The following is a 25,115-nucleotide window of genomic DNA, read 5'->3' as shown; positions in this document are numbered from 1 at the left end:
TATACTGCGACCCATCTTCAAAAATCAAAAAAGCAGAATCAAATTATGAACGACAGTGAATTCCATCGCCTGGCCGATAGCCTGTGGATGACCATCGAAGAACGTCTGGACGACTGGGACGGCGATAGCGACATCGACTGCGAAATCAACGGCGGCGTGCTGACCATCAGCTTTGAAAACGGCAGCAAAATCATTATTAACCGTCAGGAGCCGCTGCACCAGGTGTGGCTGGCCACCAAACAGGGCGGCTATCACTTCGATCTCAAAGGCGACGAGTGGATCTGCGATCGCAGCGGCGAAACCTTCTGGGATCTGCTGGAGCAGGCTGCGAGCCAGCAGGCCGGTGAGACGGTGAAATTCCGTTAATGACGTGTTTCCCGGATAGCGGCGCATCGCGCCTTATCCGGGCCAAATCTACGAGTAGCGCTGCTGCAGCACCGGCGAGGCGGTAACGTCCTGGCTGGTGGGTATCGCGGCGGCAATCGCCTGAGTGCGGAAAGGGATCACCTGGGTGCGCCCGTCTACCTCGACAATCTGATAGAACTGCGGCAGGTTGAAGTTGATAAAGCTGGAGCCGTAGGTGAAACGATCGTGCGATGACGAATAGAAGCGGCTGACGTCGCGCACCAGCTCCTCTTTACTGCCCTCGCAGTGATGATAGACCTCGGCGCGGTTGCTCTCATCAAGAATATAGATGTTAAAGCCGCTGTCGTTGTTATCCGCGTCTTCAAAGAAGAACTGAATAATCCCTTCGCTGGCGAAGCCATCCACCACCGCCGGCAGCTTAACGTGATTGGTTTCCACCTGCACCGACAGCCCGTGCAGCTTGTTGTGCGAGATAGCGCCGTAGAACTCAATGGCGTTTTCCAGCTTCTGCACCGAAACGTTAAGCCGCTCGAAGAACAGCCCCCACGTCTGGCCGGAGACGCGCAGCGCTTTGAAGCGCCCGGTATCCTGGCGGGTACTGGAGAGACGCAGTTCGATACATTCGGAGATCATCTGCTGCACGCGGGTGCGGATCAGGCCGCGCAGGTGCTGGCTATAGCAGAACACCTCCACGCTGTCCGGCGGCGCGGCGTCCTGGTGCATTTTGCCGAGGATCGTTTTCAGCGCCTCGATCATCGCCTGTTCGCCGTTAAAGTGCAGCGTACGCACTTCGTTCCACGAGTTGCGATACAGCAGGTCGACGCTGCCGATCAGGCATTTTTGCTCTTCGCCGAAGCTGAAAACATCCAGTTTACGGAAATCGAAGTGCACCACCTGGTTGCGGAAGGCCGCGGTTGGGTCATATTCGAGGTTGACGATAATCGCCAGGTGGCGGATTTCGCACGGGCTGTACAGCGCCTTTGGCGTCGGCGCCGGCAGGCGCAGCGGGAAGTGGTGCGACACGTCGGCCACCATCTCCTGCAGCTTCGCCAGATCGACGATGCCGTTGCCCTTAATAAACAGGCGGGTGCGTGAGGTCAGCAGGCCGTTAAACCAGGCCCAGGCCACCAGCTTATTAAGATAACGGTTATATTCCAGCGGCTGATGGCTGATGATCGATTCCATATCCGGCGCGCGGTTGTACAGATACCAACCGGTACGGTTGGCGCGGCCCGGCGGCACGTGGATAAAGGTCAGGTTCGGTTCCGACAGATCCGGCGAAATTTGCGGGTTTACCAGCGTCACTTTCCCCGGCAGCGCTTCAAAGGCCGCATACAGCTTACGGGTCAGCACGCCAATATCCTGCGGGCTGGCGGAGACGCTAAGGTTATTGCGCCGCGCGAAGCGGATCAGATTACGATAGCTCTGCATCATGGCGTCGAGCAGTTCGTTGTGCGCCTTGCGCACTTCATCGATTTTCCAGTTGGCGCGGTTGTCGAGCATCATCAGACGCTTTTCGTCCCAGCCCCAGGCATTCACCAACTGGCTGACGACTTCGCGACGCCAGCCGACGCAGGCGCGTTCGCGGCTGAGTTTTTCACAAACTTTCAGGTAGAAGCAGCGGCGCACCAGATCGAGGCGGGTTTCATCTTCGATGGCCTGCAGATAGGTGGTCACGCGCTCCAGCATCATGCAGTACGGGTCGAGGCCGAAGGAGACAATCTCCCCGTCGTGCAGACGCTGTTTGATATCTTTCGCTAACAGGCGGTTATTGGGGTATTCCCAGGAGTAGGCTTCCAGCAGCAACGTTTTCAGCACCGCTTTATAGGGGGAGTCGATACTTTTATACAGCTGCCACAGGCTGGCGCCGAAGTACTCTTCCGCCGACAGCGAACTGAGGCCGCCGAGATCGAGCCATTCGTTAGGCGTCAGCACGCCCTGGGCATACAGCCCCATCACGTAATCATCGTAATGCTCTTCTTCATCGCACGGCACCATATTCCACAGAATACGCTTGCCGGCGAGGCGCACCGCGGTGCGGTAGAACTCATCAAGCAACAGGATATGCTGGGTCGAACCGCAGTCTTCGCCGCCGAGGCTACCGCTTTCGTTATGACGGAAACGGTTTTCGTCGATCAGGAAGAAGCTGACTTCCACGCCGAGCGAGGCAGCCCAGCTCTCAAGCAGGCTGCATTTTCGCTGCAGCAGCTGGCGCTCTTCGCTATCCAGCCAGGCCTGGTGACATACCCAGATATCAAGATCGGAAGAGCAGCTCTGGCCGACGGAGGAAGTACTGCCCATCGAGTAGACGCCGGTGATCGGCAGCTCGCCTTTCGGCGGCTCCTGAGTCTGCATACCGCGATGCAGTTCCAGTTCTTCAAGATAGTGGCGTTGGGTTTCATCAGGCGTGTAGAGGCAAATGCCACGGGGAACGTTACCGTCAAGGTAACCCGGCATCAGCGGGTGATGATAATGTAATAACGTTGGCAGTAGACTGTAAACCTGCTGGAAAGCGGGTCCCATGGCAGCAAGCGCGCGATCCACGCGCAATTGGTTGATGGCATCCAGTCTCTGTTTCAGTGTCTCAATATAGAGGTACAAGACATATCGCCTGATGTTCAAAAACCCGAGGTACAATAGTACGGAGGATTTCAGTATTTCAACAAAAACCGTCACCATTCGTCGTCGGTGTGGTTGTGATGAGCAGCGGACTGACAAATGGTTTAAAACGTGATCAATTTAACACCTTGCTCATTGACCGTAAAGAAAGATGCGCTACATACAAGTGTAGCACCGTTTATTACCTGTAAATTCCTCACTACGCCTCCGGCAACCGCCCCGCGCATGAAAGGTTAAAAAAGAGTGGGCCGGAGCCACCTCCCACATAAACCGTGAAAACTAACATCCGTAAGACAACAATGTTAGGATGGATAGTGGTCGATAATGACGGTAACAAGCATGTTAGACAAAGTTTTGAAAATTGCCACACGGCAAAGCCCGCTTGCGCTATGGCAGGCGCAGTATGTTAAAGCGCGCCTGGAACAAGCGCATCCCGGACTGAAGGTCGAGCTGGTGCCGATGGTCACGCGCGGGGATGTCATCCTTGATACTCCGCTGGCAAAGGTGGGGGGCAAAGGCTTATTTGTGAAAGAGTTAGAGCTCGCCATGCTCGAAGGGCGCGCCGATATCGCCGTCCATTCGATGAAAGATGTGCCGGTGGAATTCCCGGAGGGCCTGGGGCTGGTGACTATCTGCGAGCGCGACGATCCGCGCGACGCGTTTGTCTCCAATCGCTATGCCTCGATTGACGAACTGCCGGCCGGCAGCGTCGTTGGCACGTCAAGTTTACGCCGTCAGTGCCAGCTGGCCGCCACCCGTCCGGACCTGGCGATCCGCTCTCTGCGCGGTAACGTCGGTACCCGGCTGAGTAAGCTGGATAACGGCGAGTACGACGCCATCATCCTCGCCGCCGCCGGCCTGAAGCGCCTGCAGCTGGAAGCGCGTATTCGCCAGCCGCTGTCGCCTGAGCAATCTCTGCCGGCGGTCGGCCAGGGCGCGGTCGGCATCGAATGCCGTCTTGATGATGCATGGACCCGGGGGCTGTTAGCGCCTCTCAACCATACGGAAACGGCGGTGCGCGTGCGCGCCGAGCGGGCGATGAACACCCGCCTCGAAGGCGGCTGCCAGGTGCCGATCGGCAGCTATGCGGAACTGAAGGACGGGGAACTGTGGCTGCGGGCGCTGGTTGGCGCTCCGGATGGTTCACAGCTGGTGCGCGGCGAACGACGCGGGCCAGCTGAACAAGCGGAAGCCCTCGGCATCTCGCTGGCGGAAGAGCTTCTGGATAATGGCGCCCGCGAGATTCTCGCGGCGGTTTATGATGGAGAAGCCCCGCGATGAGCATCCTGGTCACTCGTCCACTACCGCAAGGAGAAGCGCTGGTCAGCCGTCTGCGGGCCATGGGACGCGTGGCCTGGAGCTTTCCGCTGATAGAATTTACGCCCGGCAGGGAGCTTCCCGCGCTGGGCGATGCGCTTGCCCGACTGGGTCCCGACGATCTGCTATTTGCGCTATCCCAGCATGCGGTGGAATTCGCCCATGCCCGTCTGCAGCAGCAGGGCCTGCCCTGGCCCACTTCTCCGCGCTATTTTGCCATTGGCCGCACGACGGCGCTGGCCCTCCATACGGTCAGTGGGCAGCATATCCATTACCCGTTAGATCGGGAAATTAGCGAAGTCTTGCTACAATTACCTGAATTACAAAACATTGCCGGGAAAAATGCGCTGATCCTACGCGGCAATGGCGGGCGGGAACTCTTAGGCGCGACGCTGACCGAGCGCGGCGCCAGGGTCACATTTTGTGAATGTTATCAACGTAGTGCAAAACATTACGATGGCGCAGAAGAAGCGATGCGCTGGCAATCTCGCGGAGTCACCACGCTGGTGGTCACCAGCGGCGAGATGCTGCAGCAGCTATGGTCGTTAATACCGCAATGGTATCGCGAACAGTGGCTCCTGCACTGCCGCGTTGTCGTTGTCAGCGAACGTCTGGCCCTTCAGGCCCGGGAACTGGGCTGGCAGGAGATTCAGGTTGCCGATAGCGCCGACAACGATGCGCTGCTACGCGCATTACAATAACTCTCAACATTGGAAGCCATAATGACGGAACAACAAAATCAATCCGCCGTGGTTGAAGAGACCAGGGAGGCCGTGGAGACCACACCACAGCCAGAGAATACTGAGAAGAAGAAGGCAGGCAATAAAACCAGCCTGGCGCTCAGCGCGATCGCTATCGCCATTGCGATAGCCGCCGGCATCGGCCTGTATGGCCTGAACAAACAACAGGCCACGCGGCAAAACGCAACTACCTCTGAATTAGCAAGCCAGGTCGCGGCGCTGCAAAAAGCGCAGGAAAATCAAAAAAGTGAACTGGAAGGTGTTATCAAACAGCAGGCCGACCAGCTAAACGAAGCCAAACACCAGCAGGAGACGCTGGCCAAACAGTTGGATGAGCTGCAGCAAAAAGTGGCGGTGATTTCCGGTAGCGATGCCAAAACCTGGCTGCTGGCCCAGGCCGACTTCCTCGTCAAGCTGGCGGGACGTAAGCTGTGGAGCGATCAGGATGTCACCACCGCCGCCGCGCTGCTGAAAAGCGCTGACGCCAGCCTCGCCGACATGAACGACCCAAGCCTCATCGGCGCCCGCCGGGCGATCACCGACGACATCGCCACCCTCTCCGCGGTAAGCCAGGTGGACTATGACGGCATGATCCTCAAGGTTAATCAGCTGGCGAATCAAATCGATAACCTGCGGCTGGCCGATAATAACGATGACGATTCGCCGATGGACGCTGATAGCGATGAGCTTTCCAGCTCTATCAGCGAATGGCGCGTCAACCTGCAGAAAAGCTGGCAGAACTTTATGGACAGCTTTATCACCGTGCGCCGCCGCGATGAAACGGCGGTCCCGCTGCTGGCGCCGAATCAGGATATCTATCTGCGGGAAAATATTCGCTCTCGCCTGCTGGTCGCCGCGCAGGCAGTTCCGCGCCATCAGGAAGAGACCTGGAAACAGTCGCTGGATAACGTCTCGACCTGGGTACGCGCCTATTATGATACCGATGACGCCACCACCAAAGCCTTCCTCGACGAGGTGGATAAGCTCAGTCAGCAAAGCATTACCATGACGGTGCCGGAAACGCTGCAGAGCCAGGCGTTGCTGGAAAAACTGATGCAGACCCGAGTGCGCAACCTGATGGCGCAGCCTGCCGTTACCGCGGGCGGCGCGCCTTCGCCCGCACCTGCTGCGCCGGCCGCCCCCGCTGCGCCGCAAGGAGAGTAACGCATGCTGAAAATTCTTTTACTCTTCGCACTGTTGATCGCCGGGATCGTGCTTGGCCCGATGATCGCCGGGCATCAGGGCTACGTCCTGATCCAGACCGATAATTACAATATCGAGACCAGCGTGACCGGGCTGGTGATCATCCTGATCCTCGCCATGGTGGTGCTGTTCGCCATTGAATGGCTGCTGCGCCGCATTTTCCGCACCGGGGCGCATACGCGCGGCTGGTTTGTCGGCCGTAAACGCCGTCGCGCGCGTAAGCAAACCGAGCAGGCGCTGCTTAAGCTGGCGGAAGGTGATTACCAGCAGGTTGAGAAGCTGATGGCGAAAAATGCCGATCACGCCGAACAGCCGGTGGTGAACTATCTGCTGGCGGCGGAAGCGGCCCAGCAGCGCGGCGATGAAGCGCGGGCCAACCAGCATCTGGAGCGCGCCACCGAGCTGGCGGGCGATGACCTGATCCCGGTGGAAATCACTCGCGTTCGCCTGCAGCTGGCGCGTAATGAAAATCACGCTGCGCGCCATGGCATCGATAAGCTGCTGGAAATTACCCCGCGTCATCCGGAAGTGCTGCGCCTCGCCGAACAGGCATACACCCGCACCGGCGCCTGGCAGTCGCTGCTGGACATCATTCCGTCGATGGCGAAAGCTAACGTCGGCGATGAAGCGCACCGCGCGGCGCTGGAACAGCTGGCCTGGGTTGGCCTGATGGATAAAGCGCTGGCCGATGGCGGCAGCGAAGGACTACGCGAATGGTGGCGCAACCAGAGCCGTAAAACGCGGGCGCTGGTGCCGCTGCAGGTGGCGATGGCCGAGCGCCTCATCGAGAGCGACGATCACGATACCGCGCAGCAAATTATCATTGATGGTCTGAAGAAACAGTATGATGACCGTCTGGTGATGCCGATCCCGCGTCTGAAGACCAATAACCCGGAACAGCTGGAGAAAGTGCTGCGCCAGCAGATCAAAGCCGTTGGCGACCGTCCGCTGCTGTGGAGCACCCTGGGCCAGTCGCTGATGCGGCACGGCGAATGGCAGGAGGCCAGCATCGCCTTCCGCGCCGCGCTTAAGCAGCGTCCGGATGCCTTTGATTACGCCTGGCTGGCGGATGCCCTGGACCGCCTGCATCAGCCGGAAGAAGCCGCCGCTATGCGCCGCGATGGACTGCTGCTGACGCTGCAGAATAATCCTCAGCCATAACCTGGCATGGCTATCGCCTCCTGCGGGGCGATAGCCCTTCTCCCCCGCCTTCACATTGACGGATCCCCGAAAGAAAAAAACGCCTGCGCTGAAATCAGGGCAGGCGTTAAAACAGGTCTGTTTGACAACAAATTGGGTGCTTCACTCAACGTAATGTCCATGGTGTTTGATGAGGCATAAATGCGACATCTGTCAGTGGACGATAAGCACCGTAAGAACGGCTCTGCATCATTCCGGAGTTTATGAGGCACGAAGGCGAACATAAGAGATGGAATGAGCATCTACCCGGTTATTATCGCACAGGATCCGGGGAAATTGCATCTACCACAGTGATGAATTGAGAGTTTTCCTGACGCGTATTCTTAAGCAAAGAGAAGATTTTTTATCAGCAAGATCAGAGAAATAAGAGATGGCGGACGGCAGCAGAAAACAAAAAACCCCGCCGAAGCGGGGTTCAAAATTGGTCGGCGAGAGAGGATTCGAACCTCCGACCCACTGGTCCCAAACCAGTTGCGCTACCAAGCTGCGCTACTCGCCGAAATACTGCTTTTTGAATTTTTAGTTCAATTCGTTAAAGTCGTGGTGCGAGGGGGGGGACTTGAACCCCCACGTCCGTAAGAACACTAACACCTGAAGCTAGCGCGTCTACCAATTCCGCCACCTTCGCAAATTCACAACTCTATCAAATAATGGGGTGGCTAATGGGATTCGAACCCACGACAACTGGAATCACAATCCAGGGCTCTACCAACTGAGCTATAGCCACCACTGCAAACCTTTTACGCGGTATTAAAACCACCGCAGCTCCAGCACCGGGTTAATGGTGCGCCCGACAGGATTCGAACCTGAGACCTCTGCCTCCGGAGGGCAGCGCTCTATCCAGCTGAGCTACGGGCGCTTAGCGCCGTTGCGGGGTCGGATAATACGGACTTCCTACCCCGCTGTCTAGTGCCTTTTTAAAGAAAATTATCGTTTGCTCATGCTTTGTTCGTTTTGACGGTTATTCAGCCGTATTATTGACTTGCCCCTGTCTTCCGAGGCCAAACACCTTATAAATCAGGGTGACGGCGGCCAGAAAAATAATGCCGACGAAGAGCGACATGCGGGTTTCATCATTCAGTCCCATCCCGACCAGCACGCAGATCAGGAAGGCCATCGTGAAATAGTTGGCCCACGGAAACAGCAGCGAACGGAACGGATGGCTGGCAATCGCCGCCTGATGCACGCGACGGAAACGCAGCTGACTAATCAGGATCACAAACCAGGGCACCATCCCCGGCAGGACGCTGGCGCTATAGACATAGACGAACACCCGCTGCGGATTAGGAATAATGTAATTCAGGCAGGAGCCCACCAGCAGGATCAGAATCGACAGCGCCACACCGACGGACGGAACGCCGTTGCGCGATACCTTACCGATCGCCGCCGGCAGCTGACGGTTCTTCGCCAGGGCGTACAGCATACGTCCGCAGCTGTACATTCCGCTGTTGCAGCCGGAAAGCGCTGCCGTCAGCACCACGAAGTTGATAATTCCCGCCGCCGCGGTAATACCGATCTTGGCAAACGTCAGTACGAACGGGCTGCCGTTGGAGCCGATTTGATCCCACGGGAAGATAGTGACGATAACAAAAATCGCGCCGACGTAGAAAATCAGGATCCGCCACAGCACTTTGCCCACCGCGCTGCGCAGCGTCACCTGCGGGTTTTTCGCTTCACCTGCGGTAATGCCGATGAGCTCCACCCCCTGATAGGACGCGACCACGATACACAGCGCCGTCAGGAAGCCCTTCCAGCCGCCAGCAAAGAAACCACCATGTTCGGTGAGATTACCAAAACCGATGGAGTGGCCGCCGTTGCCAAAGCCGAAGAAAATGACGCCCAGACCCACGACGATCATCACGATAATGGTGGTCACTTTTATCATGGCGAACCAGAACTCGATTTCACCGTATAGCCGGACCGCCGCAAGGTTCGCCAGCGCCACCAGTCCCACAGCAATTAACGCCGGGATCCACTGCGCCATCTCCGGGAACCAGAACTGCACATAGACCCCGATGGCGGTAATCTCCGAGATCCCCACCGCCATCCACATAAACCAGTAGGACCACGCGGTCAGATAGCCGAAGAAGGGGCTCATATAGCGATGCGCATACACCGCGAAGGAGCCAGTGACAGGCTCAAGGAACAGCATTTCGCCCATTGAGCGCATAATGAAAAAGACGAACAGGCCAGCGATAATATACGCCAGCAGCACGGAAGGCCCAGCCCATTTCAAGGTACTGGCCGCCCCCATAAACAACCCCACGCCAATCGTCCCGCCAAGGGCGATCAGTTCAATATGCCGGGCCTCCAGTCCACGCTGGAGCTCCGCTTTTTTCTCAGTCATATATCCTCTTGTGTTTGCCGTATTCCGGGTACTCCCGGTTATTGTTATTAACTGAAACCATAGCCTTGCCGACGCGCAGGTCTCCCCGGCGCGTATGAAGCCTGCGAATGGTTAATTAATTTTGCGGAAATGGCAAATAAAGTATCAGGCGAGTGAAGAGATTACACAGAATATGTATGCAAACTCGCCTGGTTGCAGTGGAATATCAGAGCTTACCGGAATAATGCCAACGTAAATAGCGCAGTAGGCGGAACTGTCTCTTGATGCGGCTCGGCTGCAAAAGCAGGCGATAGAACCACTCCAGCCCCAGATCCTGCCAGAACTTCGGCGCCCGATGGACGTGCCCGGTAAAAACATCGTAAGTGCCGCCGACGCCCATATACAGCGCGTGCGGATACAGGCGCCGGCAGTCGCGCATGAAGATCTCCTGGCGCGGCGACCCCATCGCGACGGTGACGATTTTCGCCCCGCTGTCGCGAATGCGTTCGAACAATGCCTGGCGTTGCTCAGGGGTGAAATAACCGTCCTGGCTGCCGACGATGTTCACCTGCCAGCGCTGACGCAGCCTGGATTCTGTCTGCGCCAGGACCTCAGGTTTACCACCAACCAAAAACACCGGTGTCCCTTCAGCGCCAGCGCGCTGCATTAACGCTTCCCAGAGATCGGCCCCGGCGACGCGGGATACCTGGGCCTGCGGGTATTTTTTGCGCAGCGAACGCACCACGCTGATGCCATCGGCATATTTAAACTCCGCCGCCTCAATCAGCGCCCGTACCTCCGGGTTATCTTCTACGGCCAGCATTTTCTCAGCATTAATGGCCACCAGCGTCCCCTCCCGGAGCGCGCCGTCGGCAAACAAATAATCCAGAGCGTGCGGCATATCGCGCCAGCCTATGAGCTGCAGCCCTCTTAACAGGTACAACGGCGCGGAAATGGTCCCAGTCATGTCCATCCTTCTCAGACTTGCGGTTGCGAAAGCGGTTTTACGCGCTTATGAATCAGTCCCACGCTATCCAGGAACCAGTACAGCAGTTTCGCCGCCAGCAAGCAGATACCAAAGATCACGAGGAAAAACACCACGCGGGAGCCGAACGAATCCAGCCCCTCGCGCGCCAGCACTATCATGTTGAAGATAGCGCCGAAACAGAAACTGTGCAGGATAGCCGCTTTATAGCGATTGCTCTCCCGGTTGCCCAGCTCATACAGCCAGTCGAACCATTTAATAATCAACCCTACCGCCACGGCGCCCAGCGGTACGAACCAGACGCCGCCCATCACCACCAGCGAGCCAATCAGCGTCGGCGAAATCGCCAGCCCCGAATGGTTGTTTAATACTTCCCAGGTAAAGTAGTTGGCGGTATTGAGCACCATCGTCGGGCGACCGTGCCACAGCCAGCTGGGGATAAAGACGTAGAAATCGCGGATCATCGGCGCCAGCCCTTGGAAATCGATCTTGTCGTAGTTCTGCAGCAGCAGCGCCAGGTTCTCCCACGGTGAGAAGGTGTCGCGCGTGAGATACAGAAAGGTATAAAACGCTTCGTCGCCGCTGACGTTCATCCCGTAGCGCTTCAGCGCCAGCCAGAACATGCCGACAATACCCAGCACACCCGCCGCAGCCAGCATCCACAGGCTGATCCAGCCGCGAATAATACCGATGAACAGAAAGATGGCGAAGGCGATGATAATATTGGCGCGCGTCCCGCCGACGATGGCGTAGGTCAGCAAACCAAAGGCCACCGTGCTGACGAGGAAGAAGATCCACGCCTTATAATCCTGGCGCAGAAAATAGACCACCAGCATCGCCGGAATAAAGAAGTAAAAGAAGCGCTTCAACGCCACGCCGGACACTTCAGCAGAGAAAATCTGGCTGTAGGAGTTGAGCTTAAACAGCAGGAAACCGTTGTGGGCGAAGAAGATGCCGACGCACAGCAGCGCCAGCCCCATCAAAATGCCCCACGCCAGATGGGTTTCCACCCGGTTCATGGTAAACAGCGGGCGATGCGCAACCTCACGCGATGCCGAACGCAGCCGCGTTTTATAGGTCACGTAGTAGACTGCGTAGAAGCACACCGCGATCAGCAGCGTCTGCAGCAAAATCTCCGGCGGCGCCACGCTGACGTCAAAGCGGAACACCAGAATACTGGTCAGCGGGAAGCCGAAGAAAAAGGTCAGCAGAAACAGCAACGAGAAAAAAACGTTGAAGTTAAAGCGTACCCGACGGAACTCAAACCAGGTGGCGGTGGCGATGAACAGCGTCGACAGCAGCCAGACCACCAGCAGCCCGCTAAATTGCATTAACGTCATGCCTGCCCCTCCGCCGCTAACCGTAGCGCCCGCCGCCAGCCCGTCAGATAGTTCGGCCGGAAGAAGGCGATAGCGGATTTATCCACGCTCGCCAGCTGACGCTGCGCTTCGCGCACCACGCTGACGTCCAGCGCGTCGCTGGTGAACAGCACCGGCACATGCTGCTCGGCCATATCCTGCCAGAACGGGTTTTCCCGATTGAGCACGCAGGGGATGCCCGCCTGAATCAGCAGACACAGGGTGCCGATCCCCTGCTGGCGGGCAAACAGAAAATAGCCCAGATCGCAGCGGCGCAGCAGCGCCAGATAATCATGAAACTCCAGCTTCTCGCTGAGGATCTGCAGATGCTCACCGCTAAACAGCGCCGCCCCCGCCTCGCGAACCTCATTGATATAGGCGTCGTTATTCGCTGGATAGCCCATCGGCACGATGACGTTTACCGTATCGCCAAACTGCTGATGGATTGCCTTCAGCGCGGCAATATGTTCATTGCTGCGATCCCCGGAGTTGCCGACCAGAATAGTCAGGGTATCACCGCGCGGAGCGTTATCGGCCAGGGTATTCAGCGCCGGATCCATACGGGTCGGGAAGTAGAGCAGCTCGCCCGGGACGCGCGGATGGCGGTTAGCGAACCAGCTGAGATCGCCGCGGGTGGCGAAAACGCGCCCTACCCGCCCCTGCGCCATACGGCGCAGCGGATAGAACAGGCGAAACTTCAGGCTGGCAGAATTTTCATACAGATCCGCCCCCCAGATATGCCAGTTAAACTGCGACGGGCGGATGCCGCCGCTCAACAACGCCAGCCACAGCCCGGTATTAAACTGGCCGTGGAAGAAAAAGCGCTGCTGGCGGTTGGCTTTCGCGGTAGCAATCACTGCCTGCGCCAGCGATTTCTTCCCCGGATAGCAGGTGATGTCCAGCGCCGGATACCCATCACGCACGCTGGCCTCATCACCGACGATCATAAATCTCCTGGCCTGCGGGTCGGCGGCCAGTTCGTCGTTAAAGAACCGCAGTACGGTCTGGTTATGATGCGGGATATCCGATCCCAGTACATGTATCAGTGCTGTCATGCCCGTTTACGCCAGAGTAAAAACACGCCACTACAAAGGGCGAAATAAACAATATAAGTGGCCATATATGCCTGCGCCGCGCCAACCGCGCCGTGCGCCGGTATAAGCCAGTGTGAGAATGCGGTCAGCAGTGCGAACTGGCTGATTTCCGTCAGAATATAAAAACGCAGCGACGCTTTGGCGATCACCAGATAGCCATAGACGTAGGCGCCTACTTTTAAAACGTCGCCCACCAGCTGCCAGGCAAACAGGTCACGCATCGCGGTAAAGCGATCGGAAAACAGCAGCCAGATGGCAAAATCGCGCAGCAGCCAGACCGTCAGGCTCGCCGCCGCTACTGCCGGCAGGACGAATTTCAGCGACTTGACTATCTCGCGGGTGATATCCGTTTTGGCGCTCAGCCGCGACAGCGTCGGCAGCAGATAGACGCTAAACGAGGCGGTAATAAACTGCAGGTAGGCATCGGAGATGCTGCTCACCCCCTGCCAGATCCCGACCGCCTCCCAGCCGTAATGCGCCGCCAGCAGATTACGCATCATCACATAGGCTACCGGCAGGGTCACCGAGGTTATCAGCGCCATCAGGGTAAATTTCGATAGCTGTCCCGCCAGACCGTTATCCCAGCGCGGACGCAGGGCGCTCAGCGGGATATTACCCCGCCGCCAGAGCATAATACCCGCCGGGACCACCACCAGCGCTGGAACTAACGCCAGCCCCAGCAGCGCGCCCTGATAGCCTCCCAACACGTAGCAAGCATAGTAAGCCGCCACGCCGATCAGGCTCCCGGCAATCAGCGAGAAGGCGTTACCCGCCGCATCGCGAAAGCCTTTCATCAGCGCCAGCAGGAAATTCGCCCAGGCGATCCCCATCTGCACCAGCGCCACCAGGCGTACCAGCCCCTGATAGTGCGTATGGCCGAACAGCCCCTGGCTTATCGGCGCCGCCGCCAGTAAAAATACCAGCGCCAGCAGGGTGGAAAAGCCAAGCACCATCGCCGACGAGGTGCCCACCACCTGCTTCAGGCGCGGGGGATCGTCGTGATGCTGCGCCACCAGCTTCGTGACGCCATTAAATATCCCGGCCCCGGCCAGCACGCCGAGTACGGTGACCAGTTGCCGGAAGTTACCGGCCTGGCCAACGCCCGCCGGCCCAAACGAGACGGCCAGCAGCTTGACGACCAGCAGACCGGCGCCGATTTTGACCAGCGTCGATGCCGCCGTCCACAGTGAGGCTTTTGCTAACGACATATCAGGAGAAGTAGCTCAGCAGCGAGTTAATCACCGTCCGCTGGTTCACCACAGACAGATTGTAAAACAGCGGCAGGCGTACCAGACGCTCGCTCTCCTGAGTGGTGTAGCGGTCTTCACCGCGGAATTCGCCGAACTGTTCGCCTGCCGGGCAGCTGTGCAGGGGAATGTAATGGAATACCGCGAGGATCTCCGCCTCTTTCAGCCAGGCGATCAGTCTGCTGCGATCCTCGATATCACGCAGCTTAATGTAGAACATGTGCGCGTTTTGCCCGCAGTCGGCCGGAACCGTCGGCAGTTCGATACGCCCGGCGCGCGCCAGCGGCAGCAGCGCATCATAGTAGTTCTGCCACAGGGCCAGGCGCTGCTGGTTGATGCGCTCCGCCGCTTCCAGCTGCGCCCACAGATAGGCGGCCTGCAGGTCGGACATCAGATAGCTGGAGCCAATGTCCCGCCAGGTATATTTATCCACCAGGCCGCGAAAGAACTGGCTGCGGTTGGTGCCTTTTTCGCGAATAATCTCCGCGCGTTCCACCAGCGTGCGATCGTTGATCAGCGTCGCCCCGCCCTCACCGCCGGCGGTGTAGTTTTTGGTTTCATGGAAGCTGAAGCAGCCGATATGGCCGATGGTGCCCAGCGCGCGCCCCTTGTAGGTGGACATCACCCCCTGTGCGGCGTCTTCCACCACAAACAGGTTGTATTTGTCGGCGATGGCCATGATGGTGTCCATCTCGCAAGCTACGCCGGCATAATGCACCGGGACAATCGCCCGGGTTTTATCGGTGATGGCGGCTTCGATGAGCGTTTCGTCGATATTCATCGTATCGCGACGGATATCAACGAAGACGATTTTCGCCCCGCGCAGCACAAAGGCGTTGGCGGTGGAGACAAAGGTATAGCTGGGCATAATCACTTCGTCGCCCGGCTGGATATCCAGCAGCAGCGCGGCCATCTCCAGCGAAGCCGTGCAGGAAGGGGTCAGTAGCGCTTTTGCCGTGCCAAATCGCTGCTCCATCCACTGCTGGCAGCGGCGCGTAAAGCCGCCGTCGCCGCACAGCTTGCCGCTGTTCATCGCAGACTGCATGTAATCAAGCTCGGTTCCAACCACCGGCGGCGCGTTAAATGGGATCATGGGGGTCACCTGTATAGCCAGTAGGCGGTGCTTTCCACGTTAGCACCGCTGAGAATATAACGTTTAAGCGCGGCGGTGTTGCCCATCTGGGTCGCCACCCGCAGTGTAGAAAGTCCGCGCGAGGCGGCCCAGTACCGCGCCGCCTGCATCAACTGCGCCCCGGCGCCGCGTCCGGCCAGCAGGCCGATACGCGCTTCGGTCGCAGTGATCTGCCGCAGGGAGACAAAGGCGCGAATATCGCCCTCAGGATGGCGGTAAATCAGGCACTGATGATCGAAGGTGCCGCGCACCGCATTTTCAATCCACTGGGCATAGAAGCGGCCGCTGGCGTCGGCAGCGTACCAGGGCGCGCGAAAGCGGCTCATGGCAAATGCCTGCGCCGCCTGCTCGCGCAGCGGCGCAATATCCGCTTCCACGGCGACGTCTGCGCCGGCATCTGCAGGGCTGCCCACCGGCAGCGCCAGATCGACCTCACCTTCCACCAGCTGAAAACCCAGCCGCTGCAGCGCGTCCAGCCGGACGGTGTCGCTGGCGGCGATCTTCGCCTGCACTCGCGACCACCCCGCCAGCGTCTCAGGCGTCAGCCGCGGCGCGTGCTCGTCAAAGCGCACGATCGCGCTGTTCACGGCAAAGAAGCGGTTCTCCCACTCCAGGGGGTCAATACTGGCGCGGACGGGCACGGAGCAGATCCAGCAGATATTGGCCGTAGCCGGTTTTTTCCAGCCGCTTCGCCGCACGTTTGACGCCGTCGTCGTCCAGCCAGCCGTTACGCCAGCCGATCTCTTCCAGACAGGCGATTTTAAAGCCCTGGCGCTTCTCGACGGTCTGCACGAACATGCTGGCCTCGATCAGGCTATCGTGGGTGCCGGTGTCCAGCCAGGCAAAGCCGCGTCCAAGCAGTTCGACGGTCAATGCGCCATCCTCCAGATACATCTGGTTGATGGAGGTGATTTCCAGCTCGCCGCGCTCGGATGGTTTGACCCGTTTGGCATACTCCGTCACCTTGCCATCGTAGAAATAGAGACCGGTGACCGCCCAGTTCGACTTCGGCTGCTTCGGCTTCTCTTCCAGCGATAGCGCACGGAAGTTATCATCAAACTCCACCACGCCAAAGCGCTCAGGATCCATCACCTGATAGCCAAAAATCGTCGCCCCTTCCGTGCGGGCAGCGACGCTGCGCAGCTTCGGGCTAAAGCTTTGGCCGAAGAAGATATTGTCGCCTAACACCAGACACGCCGGTTCGCCGTTAAGAAAGGCTTCTCCGATGATAAACGCCTGGGCTAAACCATCCGGCGTCGGCTGTACGGCATAGTGCAGCGCAATGCCAAACTCTGAGCCATCGCCGAGCAGGCGCTGGAAATCACGTAGGTCGTCCGGCGTGGTGATAATCAGGATCTCACGGATCCCGGCCAGCATTAATACCGACAGCGGGTAGTAGATCATCGGCTTATCGTAGATCGGCAACAGCTGCTTCGATACGCCGCGGGTGATGGGATGTAGCCGCGTTCCGGAACCGCCTGCCAGAATAATACCTTTCATCATTCCCCCCAGAGATGATTAGCTTTGCAGCCCAAGACGCTCGCCCTGATAGCTTCCGTCCTGAACCTGACGCCACCAGGCCTCGTTCGCCAGATACCACGCCACGGTCTTACGCATACCGGAGGTGAAAGTCTCTGCCGGCGTCCAGCCCAGCTCGCGGGCAATCTTCGAGGCATCAATGGCATAGCGCAGATCGTGGCCCGGACGATCGGCAACGAAGGCGATCAGATCGCGATAGTGCGCCACGCCCTGCGGCTTATCCGGCGCCAGCTCTTCCAGCAGCTGACAAATGGTTTCCACCACCTCGATATTTTTACGTTCGTTATGACCGCCGATATTGTAAGTTTCGCCCGGTTCGCCGCGGGTCGCCACCAGATACAGCGCTCTGGCGTGATCTTCCACGTACAGCCAGTCGCGGATCTGTTGTCCATTGCCATACACCGGCAGCGGCTTGCCCGCCAGCGCGTTAAGGATCGTCAGCGGGATCAGCTTCTCGGGAAAGTGATACGGGCCGTAGTTATTTGAGCAGTTGGTGATAAGCGTCGGCAGGCCATAGGTTCGCAGCCAGGCGCGCACCAGGTGGTCGCTGCTGGCTTTCGAAGCCGAATAGGGGCTGCTTGGCGCATAGGGCGTGGTCTCGGTAAAGAAATCATCGCTGCCGTGCAGATCGCCATACACTTCATCGGTGGAGATGTGATGGAAGCGAAACGCCGATTTTTGCGCCGTAGCCAGGGTATTCCACCAGCTACGGGCCACCTCCAGCAGCGTATAGGTGCCCACGATATTGGTCTCGATAAACGCCGCCGGGCCGTCAATCGAACGATCGACATGGCTTTCCGCCGCCAGGTGCATCACCGTATCCGGTTGATGCTGACGAAAAATGCGATCCAGCTCGCCGCGGTCGCAGATATCCACCTGTTCAAAGGCGAAACGCGCATCCTGCGCCACCGGCGCCAGCGACATTAAATTGCCGGCGTAGGTCAGTTTATCCACCACCACCACGCGATCGGCGGTGTGCTGGATAATCTCCCGCACTACCGCCGAACCAATGAAGCCCGCGCCGCCGGTGACCAGAATGGTTCTCACCGCCACACTCCTTTGGTGTCGACGATAAACGCCTGGGTGACGCTATCGCCGCTAACGGCTTTAAATTGGTTATGATCGACCAACATCACCAACACATCGGCGCTGGCCAGCGCCGCCTCAAGGGTCGCCAGCGTACACAGTCCATCGAGTTTCTTCGGCAGCGCGTGAATGTTGGGCTCAACCACCTGGGTCGTGCCGCTGTGCCAGCGGGCAATCTGCGCGGCAATTTCCATCGCCGGACTTTCGCGCAGGTCGTCAATATTCGGTTTAAAAGCGAGGCCAAAACAGGCGATCGTCAGTTCGCTGGCCCGCTTGTTGGTGGCATTCAGGCAGTCAGCCACCTGCGCTTTCACCTGTTCGATAACCCATTCCGGCTTGTGGTCGTTGACCTCGCGAGCGGTGCGGATCAGACGCGCCTGCTGCGGGTTTTGCGCCACGATAAACCATGGGTCGACGGCGATACAGTGGCCGCCAACACCCGGGCCCGGCTGCAGGATATTGACGCGCGGATGGCGGTTCGCCAGGCGGATCAGCTCCCAGACGTTAATCCCCTGGTCGGCGCAAATCAGCGACAGTTCGTTGGCAAAAGCGATGTTGACGTCGCGGAAGCTGTTTTCCGTCAGCTTGCACATCTCGGCGGTGCGCGAGTTGGTCACCACGCATTCGCCTTCAAGGAAGATTTTATACAGCTCGCTGGCGCGAGCGGAGCAGACCGGCGACATGCCGCCGATAACGCGGTCGTTTTTAATCAGCTCGACCATCACCTGACCGGGCAATACCCGCTCCGGGCAGTAGGCGATATTCACGTCCGCCGCTTCACCCACCTGCTGGGGGAAGCTAAGATCCGGGCGCATCTCCGCCAGCCACTCGGCCATCTGTTCGGTCGACCCGACCGGTGAGGTGGACTCGAGGATCACCAGCGACCCTTTCTTTAACGTCGGCGCAATGGATTTGGCGGCCGACTCGACAAACACCATATCCGGCTCGTGGCGATCTTTAAACGGCGTCGGCACGGCAATCAGGTAAGCATCCGCCTCCACCGGAGTGGTGGTGGCGCTTAAATACCCCTGCTCGACCGCGGTCTTCACCACGCTCGCCAGATCTGGCTCCACGATATGAATCTCTCCACGGTTAATGGTCTCCACGGCATGTTGATTAACATCAACGCCGACCACCCGCTTCTGCCGGGAGGCGAACGCGGCAGCGGTTGGCAGCCCGATATAGCCAAGGCCAATCACTGAAATGGTAGAAAAACTCATAGCGTTACCTGATTATTTTTAAGTGCAGACAAAATGCGACGACATGCTTCGCCATCGCCATAGGGATTATGCGCGCGGCTCATCGCCTGGTATGCAGCATCATCCTCCAGCAGTCGCGTCACTTCCGCGACGATGCGCTGGCTGTCGGTGCCCACCAGACACACGGTGCCGGCGGCCACCGCTTCCGGACGTTCGGTCATATCGCGCATGACCAGCACCGGCTTACCCAGCGAGGGGGCCTCTTCCTGAATGCCGCCGGAATCGGTCAGGATCAGCCAGGCGCGATCCATCAGCCAGACGAACGGCAGGTAATCCTGCGGTTCAATCAACATCACATTGTCAATATGACCAAGAATACGATTCACCGGCTCGCTGACATTAGGATTCAGGTGAACCGGATAGACAATCTGCACCTCAGGGTGGGTATGGGCTATCTCGGCCAGCGCCTGGCAGATCTGTTCAAAACCGAGCCCAAAGCTTTCCCGCCGGTGGCCGGTAACCAGAATCATCTTTTTACCGTGGCTGATGAAAGGATAGCGCTGCAGCAGGGTCTCCCGTAGCGCTTCATCACCCAGCACCCGATCCCGCACCCAGAACAGGGCGTCAATGACCGTATTCCCGGTGACCGTGATCCGACTGTCGGCAATATTTTCCCGCAGCAGGTTCTGCCGCGAGGTTTCCGTGGGGGCGAAATGGTATGTCGCCAGATGGCCGGTCAACGTACGGTTGCCTTCTTCCGGCCACGGCGAACTTAAATCGCCGGTGCGCAGGCCGGCCTCTACGTGACCCACCGGTATCCGCTGGTAAAACGCCGCCAGGCTCGCCGCCATGGTGGTGGTGGTATCGCCATGCACCAGCACCACGTCGGGTTTAAACGACTCCAGCACCGGCTTAAGCCCTTCAAGGATGCGACAGGTGATCTCGGTCAGCCCCTGCCCCGGCTTCATGATGTTGAGATCGTAGTCCGGGACAATAGAGAAAAGTTTCAACACCTGATCGAGCATCTCCCGATGCTGCGCGGTCACGCATACTTTCGCCTCAAAATGAGGATCCTTTGCCAGCGCATGGACCAGAGGCGCCATCTTGATGGCTTCCGGCCTCGTGCCAAATACAGTTAGTACTTTCACATCGATTCTCTTCGATTAGGCGATGAAGGTCATCTGCCCTTCACCACAGGCCGCAATCACAGGACACGACGACGCGATAACGCCACGCCTGCGCCGATGAGCGCACCCACAATCCCCCACATCACCATCAGAAATACACGGCGCGGGCTATCGCGTTTTACAGGTTCTTCCGGCGTCCGCAAATACCGGTAAGTCTGAAAACGCGGATCTAACGTTGGACCGACGTTCAACGTGCTCAGCATGGCGCGGTTCTGGTCGTAATCGAGGTCATATTCCGGCCCGACGGCCTGCAGGTTTTCCAGCCTGGCCTGCAGCATCGGCCTGCCCAATAAAAATAGCTCTGAATCCGGCAACTGATCGGCAGGAACATCCGTTTCGCTACGTGAAATATTGTGCTGCTGAGCCACCTTCAGCGCCTGCTCCACGCTGTGCGTCCGGCGGTTGAAGATGGCCTCGGCCACCTCTTCCTGGCGCTTCACCTGCGCCTTCATCTGCACCGTCCGCGCCGCCCAGGCGCCTTTAAGTTCGTCGTTAAGATGGCCTGCCGCCCGCTGGCTGGCGAAGGCCACATACTGACGCAACAGATTATTGGCATCCTGCCCGGTCTCGGCGGTCAGTTTGACGCTGTCGTTAATGCTCTTGGCCGCATCGCCTGGCATAAACTGGATATTGTTAATCAGGTCATCCAGCATCGCCGCATCAGCGCGGGCATTACCCGACTGACGCTGCTTGTAGTAGTCCGTTTGCAGCCAGAAATCGCGCCGGGTATCCCAGGAGGCCAGCTGCATGATGAACTCTTTATACGCTTCATCCATGGCGGAAGGCTGGTCGACCGAGGCGAGGTCGGCTTTAATGTCCAGATTGCGTAAGAACTGCTGTTGGGAATAGTATCCCCCCAACATATTGACAGTAGGCCGATCGGTGATCGCCGTGGCGCTCCACTCCTGGCGAGCAAAGAAGGTGTACACCAGCACGATGGCGGCGAAGAGTACGGCGCCGCCGACTATCCAGCCTTTTCCTGCCCATAAAGCGCGAAACAGCCCGCGAATATCCAGCTCGTTCTCAACGTTCACTGCTTGTGCTCCCGGTAATGGTTGAGTCATCACATCCCCAGCTCTACTTGGTTAGTTTCGGATTATTGCCGCTGTGTCGCCGAATTCTGCGTCTGATGCGCTTAACCAGGCGCGCCACTTTCCAGGCGCGCTTAATACAGTAGCCATAAAGAAAGAAGGCTACCAAAAAGAGAATTAACATCACCCATTCCGGCACAATGCGGGTGTATTCCGCCACGACGCCAACCAGCGCCAGCAGGGCGGCGGCCAGGGTAATCAGGACAAACGCCTGGCGGGAAGTAAACCCGGCGCGCATGATCAAATGATGAATATGCTGACGGTCCGGTGAGAAAGGACTCATGCCTTTGCGCAGGCGGCGATACATAATCGCCACCATGTCCATCAGCGGGATAGCGATAATCCACAGCGCGGTCACCGGGCTAATGGGATGCGTTTTACCTTGCGTGGTTTCCAGCAGGATCCAGATGATGGTGAAGCCAATCATCGTGCTGCCGGCGTCACCCATAAAGACTTTATAGCGGCGGCCGAGGGCGCCAAGATTGAGAAGAATATAGGGTAGAATGGCGGCGATCATCGCGAAACACCACATCGCCAGGCTGTACTGACCATCAAACCAAAGGATAATCCCGGTCGCCGCAAAAGAGACCGATGACAGTCCGCCGAGCAGGCCGTCGATACCATCGACCATGTTGAACGCATTGATAGCGGCCCAGACGGCAAACAGCGTCAGGAAGAAGCCGAAGGGCCCCAGCACCAGTTCCCACGATCCAAAAATAAAGCCCAAACTACTCAGATGCAGATTCCCTGCCATCATCATAATCACGGCGATCGCGGCCTGAATGACCGCGCGAATTTTCACGCTGATGTCGAAGCGATCGTCAAGCGCGCCAACCAGCACCAATACCCCCGCGCAGGCCAGATACAGCGAGGCGTGAGGAATATAATAATCGGCGATGGCGAAAGTGAAACAGATACCTGCATAAACTGAGATACCACCGACCAACGGAATCAACCCCTGATGCCGTTTGCGATAGTTGGGTTTATCCACTAACCCGATCTTTTTTGCCACTTTCCGCGCGACAAAAATAAAGAGGGTCGTGAATAAGAAAATACTGATTAATTCAGTAATAGCAGTGAGTAAATTCACAACGCATGTGCTCTCAGCATAGTTAATCCGGGAAGTATAGCGATGATGCCCCAACTCCAGAAGGGGAAAAGCAGAACATTACAAATTTATTGTATAGATTTTAGTCTGTTAAAGCTGTCTCCGCCTGCTATCCGGCGCCATTATACGACAACTTTCGTCCCGCTTTCTCTGTCTCTGGATCATACAAACCCCAAAATGAAAACGCCACGCAAAGGCGTGGCGTTTTTGGCTTTTTTTACCTTACGAGCGCTTCATCATATCGAAGAAGTCATCATTCGTCTTGGTCATTGCCAGCTTATTGATGAGGAATTCCATCGCATCAATCTCACCCATCGGATGGATAATTTTGCGCAGGATCCACATTTTCTGCAGCTCTTCCTGAGTGGTAAGCAGCTCTTCTTTACGGGTACCGGAACGGTTGTAGTCGATAGCCGGGAAGACGCGTTTTTCAGCAATCTTACGAGAGAGGTGCAGTTCCATGTTACCGGTGCCTTTAAACTCTTCGTAGATAACTTCGTCCATTTTGGAACCGGTGTCGATCAGCGCCGTGGCGATGATGGTCAGGCTACCGCCCTCCTCGACGTTACGTGCCGCACCAAAGAAACGCTTCGGACGGTGCAGGGCGTTGGCGTCCACACCACCGGTCAACACTTTACCGGAAGCCGGAACCACGGTGTTGTAGGCACGCGCCAGACGGGTAATAGAGTCGAGCAGGATGATAACGTCTTTCTTGTGTTCAACCAGACGTTTCGCTTTCTCAATAACCATCTCGGCAACCTGCACGTGACGGGATGCCGGCTCGTCAAAGGTGGAAGCAACCACTTCACCTTTCACCAGACGCTGCATCTCGGTCACTTCTTCCGGACGTTCGTCGATCAGCAGTACCATCAGGACACAGTCCGGGTGGTTGTATGCGATGCTCTGCGCGATGTTCTGCAGCAGCATGGTTTTACCGGCTTTCGGCGGCGCGACGATGAGGCCACGCTGGCCGCGGCCAATCGGGGAGGCCAGATCCAGTACGCGAGCGGTTAAGTCTTCGGTAGAACCGTTACCACGCTCCATACGCAGGCGAGAGTTCGCGTGCAGCGGCGTTAAGTTCTCGAACAGGATCTTGTTACGCGCGTTTTCCGGCTTGTCGTAGTTAACTTCGTTAACTTTCAGCAGCGCAAAGTAACGTTCACCCTCTTTCGGAGGACGAATCTTACCGGAAATGGTGTCACCAGTGCGGAGGTTGAAACGGCGGATTTGGCTGGGGGATACGTAGATGTCGTCAGGGCCGGCGAGGTAGGAGCTGTCTGCGGAGCGGAGGAATCCAAATCCATCCTGCAGTATCTCCAGTACGCCGTCGCCAAAGATATCTTCGCCACTCTTCGAATGCTGCTTGAGGATGGCAAAAATAATATCCTGCTTACGCATACGAGCCAGGTTTTCCAGCCCCATATTTTCGCCGAGAGTAATCAGCTCAGAAACCGGCGTATTCTTTAATTCGGTAAGATTCATAGTGGTGTGGGTTCTTAAACTCGGGGTAAATCTCGAACTTAATGTTGTGAATGGTATGGCAGGAACTTCCATGCCTGTTAACGGCCTTCATCTCGTGTCTGTACGTTGCCTGGTCACAGGAAAGAACGCAGAACTGAAACGACTAGACGGAATGAGTGAAAAGCCCGGAATTATTAGCTTCACGCGCATTTATGCGGGATGCTTCGGGTAAAACAAGATTCAAACAAGGTATGTTTAAAACGAAGTCTGTGGATTAACTTAGCACGACTCCAGCCGGGCGTCCAGAGTTCCGCAAAAAATAGGAATCTGGACGCCGGAACAGCAATTCGCTTACGCCAGGTTAGCGTCGAGGAACTCTTTCAGCTGACCCTTGGACAGTGCGCCAACTTTAGTGGCCGCCACTTCGCCGTTTTTAAACAGCAGCAGGGTTGGGATACCGCGAATGCCGTATTTCGGCGCAGTGCCCGGGTTCTGGTCAATGTTCAGCTTAGCTACGGTCAGTTTGCCCTGATACTCTTCAGCGATCTCATCCAGAATCGGGGCGATCATTTTGCACGGACCACACCACTCTGCCCAGANATCGACGAGGGTCAGCCCGTCAGCCTTGAGTACGTCCGTGTCAAAACTGTCGTCAGTCAGGTGAATAATTTTATCGCTCATATTTAACTCCACAGGAATAAGCCTGGTGTGTTGGTGTCGTAGCCATCAACGACGCGCTGCGGCTACGTTATGCACGCTATTCTTCAGGATACCTCAATTCTCTGGCCTGCCAACTGGCGCAATCCATCATGGACTCGCCTGTTGACGCCAGGGTGCCCGAACGCGAACTGCATGCT

21 protein-coding genes and 4 tRNA genes are annotated in these 25,115 nt (G+C 57.5%); 5 read left to right on the top strand and 20 right to left on the bottom strand.

The genetic code is table 11. The features are described from left to right. The first annotated feature begins 45 nt into the window (after positions 1-45). Positions 46-366, top strand: a complete 321-nt coding sequence (cyaY, locus tag VZP09_RS21620; RefSeq protein ID WP_002883389.1) for an iron donor protein CyaY — start codon at positions 46-48, stop codon at positions 364-366. Between the two features lie 48 nt (positions 367-414). Here the strand turns inward: cyaY and cyaA are convergent, their stop codons facing one another. Then, entirely contained in the window at positions 415-2,967 is a 2,553-nt protein-coding gene (gene cyaA, locus VZP09_RS21615) for a class I adenylate cyclase (RefSeq protein WP_002883383.1), read from the bottom strand. Between the two features lie 357 nt (positions 2,968-3,324). Between cyaA and hemC the strand changes: the two genes are divergently transcribed. From hemC to hemY, 4 genes are read left to right on the top strand one after another with little or no spacing between them, the layout of a single operon-like run. Further along, positions 3,325-4,266, top strand: coding sequence for a hydroxymethylbilane synthase (gene hemC / locus VZP09_RS21610; RefSeq protein WP_002883381.1), 942 nt, complete (start codon positions 3,325-3,327; stop codon positions 4,264-4,266). Beyond that, positions 4,263-5,003 (top strand): uroporphyrinogen-III synthase, encoded by a 741-nt coding sequence (gene hemD, locus VZP09_RS21605; protein WP_002883380.1) that lies wholly within the window; start codon positions 4,263-4,265, stop codon positions 5,001-5,003. Before hemC ends, hemD begins: the two co-directional genes overlap by 4 nt. 21 nt (positions 5,004-5,024) lie before the next feature. Further along, positions 5,025-6,206: a uroporphyrinogen-III C-methyltransferase gene (hemX, locus tag VZP09_RS21600; RefSeq protein WP_004150429.1), complete on the top strand. Its 1,182-nt coding sequence runs from the start codon at positions 5,025-5,027 to the stop codon at positions 6,204-6,206. Positions 6,207-6,209: 3 nt separating this feature from the next. Then, on the top strand, positions 6,210-7,406 hold the full coding sequence (gene hemY, locus VZP09_RS21595; protein ID WP_004150428.1) for a protoheme IX biogenesis protein HemY: 1,197 nt from the start codon (positions 6,210-6,212) through the stop codon (positions 7,404-7,406). Positions 7,407-7,867: 461 nt separating this feature from the next. Here hemY and VZP09_RS21590 read toward each other — a convergent pair. The 19 genes from VZP09_RS21590 to trxA form a co-directional block, all read right to left on the bottom strand. Next, a tRNA-Pro gene (locus tag VZP09_RS21590) sits at positions 7,868-7,944 on the bottom strand. 42 nt (positions 7,945-7,986) lie between these two features. Then, a tRNA-Leu gene (locus VZP09_RS21585) sits at positions 7,987-8,073 on the bottom strand. Positions 8,074-8,096: 23 nt separating this feature from the next. After that, positions 8,097-8,172: transfer RNA gene (locus VZP09_RS21580), tRNA-His, on the bottom strand. A 55-nt stretch (positions 8,173-8,227) separates the two neighbouring features. Next, positions 8,228-8,304, bottom strand: a tRNA-Arg gene (locus tag VZP09_RS21575). A 102-nt stretch (positions 8,305-8,406) separates the two neighbouring features. After that, on the bottom strand, positions 8,407-9,792 hold the full coding sequence (gene thrP, locus VZP09_RS21570) for a bifunctional threonine/serine APC transporter ThrP (RefSeq protein WP_002883322.1): 1,386 nt from the start codon (positions 9,790-9,792) through the stop codon (positions 8,407-8,409). A gap of 205 nt (positions 9,793-9,997) precedes the next feature. After that, positions 9,998-10,738, bottom strand: a complete 741-nt coding sequence (gene wecG / locus VZP09_RS21565; protein ID WP_004177935.1) for a lipopolysaccharide N-acetylmannosaminouronosyltransferase — start codon at positions 10,736-10,738, stop codon at positions 9,998-10,000. Between the two features lie 11 nt (positions 10,739-10,749). Continuing rightward, positions 10,750-12,096 carry an ECA oligosaccharide polymerase gene (gene wzyE / locus VZP09_RS21560; RefSeq protein WP_004186365.1) on the bottom strand — a complete coding sequence of 449 codons (1,347 nt, stop codon included), beginning with the start codon at positions 12,094-12,096 and terminating at the stop codon, positions 10,750-10,752. Continuing rightward, positions 12,093-13,169, bottom strand: a complete 1,077-nt coding sequence (locus VZP09_RS21555; protein ID WP_021440992.1) for a TDP-N-acetylfucosamine:lipid II N-acetylfucosaminyltransferase — start codon at positions 13,167-13,169, stop codon at positions 12,093-12,095. The genes wzyE and VZP09_RS21555 overlap by 4 nt, the downstream gene beginning before the upstream one ends. Then, entirely contained in the window at positions 13,166-14,416 is a 1,251-nt protein-coding gene (wzxE, locus tag VZP09_RS21550) for a lipid III flippase WzxE (protein WP_002883312.1), read from the bottom strand. The genes VZP09_RS21555 and wzxE overlap by 4 nt, the downstream gene beginning before the upstream one ends. Position 14,417: 1 nt before the next feature. After that, a complete protein-coding gene (gene rffA / locus VZP09_RS21545) occupies positions 14,418-15,548 on the bottom strand; it encodes a dTDP-4-amino-4,6-dideoxygalactose transaminase (protein WP_002883310.1) in 1,131 nt (376 codons plus the stop codon). 5 nt (positions 15,549-15,553) lie between these two features. Next, on the bottom strand, positions 15,554-16,228 hold the full coding sequence (gene rffC / locus VZP09_RS21540) for a dTDP-4-amino-4,6-dideoxy-D-galactose acyltransferase (RefSeq protein WP_032415960.1): 675 nt from the start codon (positions 16,226-16,228) through the stop codon (positions 15,554-15,556). Beyond that, complete coding sequence (gene rfbA / locus VZP09_RS21535; protein ID WP_002883307.1) at positions 16,206-17,087, bottom strand: glucose-1-phosphate thymidylyltransferase RfbA; 882 nt, start codon at positions 17,085-17,087, stop codon at positions 16,206-16,208. The genes rffC and rfbA overlap by 23 nt, the downstream gene beginning before the upstream one ends. An 18-nt stretch (positions 17,088-17,105) precedes the next feature. Then, positions 17,106-18,173 carry a dTDP-glucose 4,6-dehydratase gene (rffG, locus tag VZP09_RS21530; protein WP_032415958.1) on the bottom strand — a complete coding sequence of 356 codons (1,068 nt, stop codon included), beginning with the start codon at positions 18,171-18,173 and terminating at the stop codon, positions 17,106-17,108. Beyond that, the gene (wecC, locus tag VZP09_RS21525; protein WP_004186361.1) at positions 18,170-19,432 is read right to left on the bottom strand and encodes a UDP-N-acetyl-D-mannosamine dehydrogenase; all 1,263 of its coding nucleotides are present in this window, start codon (positions 19,430-19,432) and stop codon (positions 18,170-18,172) included. The genes rffG and wecC overlap by 4 nt, the downstream gene beginning before the upstream one ends. Continuing rightward, entirely contained in the window at positions 19,429-20,559 is a 1,131-nt protein-coding gene (wecB, locus tag VZP09_RS21520) for a non-hydrolyzing UDP-N-acetylglucosamine 2-epimerase (protein ID WP_002883297.1), read from the bottom strand. The genes wecC and wecB overlap by 4 nt, the downstream gene beginning before the upstream one ends. Before the next feature lie 56 nt (positions 20,560-20,615). Next, complete coding sequence (wzzE, locus tag VZP09_RS21515) at positions 20,616-21,662, bottom strand: ECA polysaccharide chain length modulation protein (protein ID WP_002883296.1); 1,047 nt, start codon at positions 21,660-21,662, stop codon at positions 20,616-20,618. A gap of 13 nt (positions 21,663-21,675) precedes the next feature. Next, positions 21,676-22,779 (bottom strand): UDP-N-acetylglucosamine--undecaprenyl-phosphate N-acetylglucosaminephosphotransferase, encoded by a 1,104-nt coding sequence (gene wecA / locus VZP09_RS21510; RefSeq protein ID WP_002883295.1) that lies wholly within the window; start codon positions 22,777-22,779, stop codon positions 21,676-21,678. Positions 22,780-23,019: 240 nt separating this feature from the next. Further along, positions 23,020-24,279, bottom strand: coding sequence for a transcription termination factor Rho (gene rho / locus VZP09_RS21505; protein ID WP_002883293.1), 1,260 nt, complete (start codon positions 24,277-24,279; stop codon positions 23,020-23,022). A gap of 330 nt (positions 24,280-24,609) precedes the next feature. Continuing rightward, positions 24,610-24,939 carry a thioredoxin TrxA gene (gene trxA, locus VZP09_RS21500; RefSeq protein WP_328795401.1) on the bottom strand — a complete coding sequence of 110 codons (330 nt, stop codon included), beginning with the start codon at positions 24,937-24,939 and terminating at the stop codon, positions 24,610-24,612. Between the last annotated feature and the right edge of the window lie 176 nt (positions 24,940-25,115).

Source organism: Klebsiella sp. EMBS2024, from assembly GCF_036233805.1.
Classification (GTDB): domain Bacteria; phylum Pseudomonadota; class Gammaproteobacteria; order Enterobacterales; family Enterobacteriaceae; genus Klebsiella; species Klebsiella pneumoniae.
Note: the sequence above shows the minus strand (reverse complement) of the source record. Positions and strands in the feature narration are given on the sequence as shown.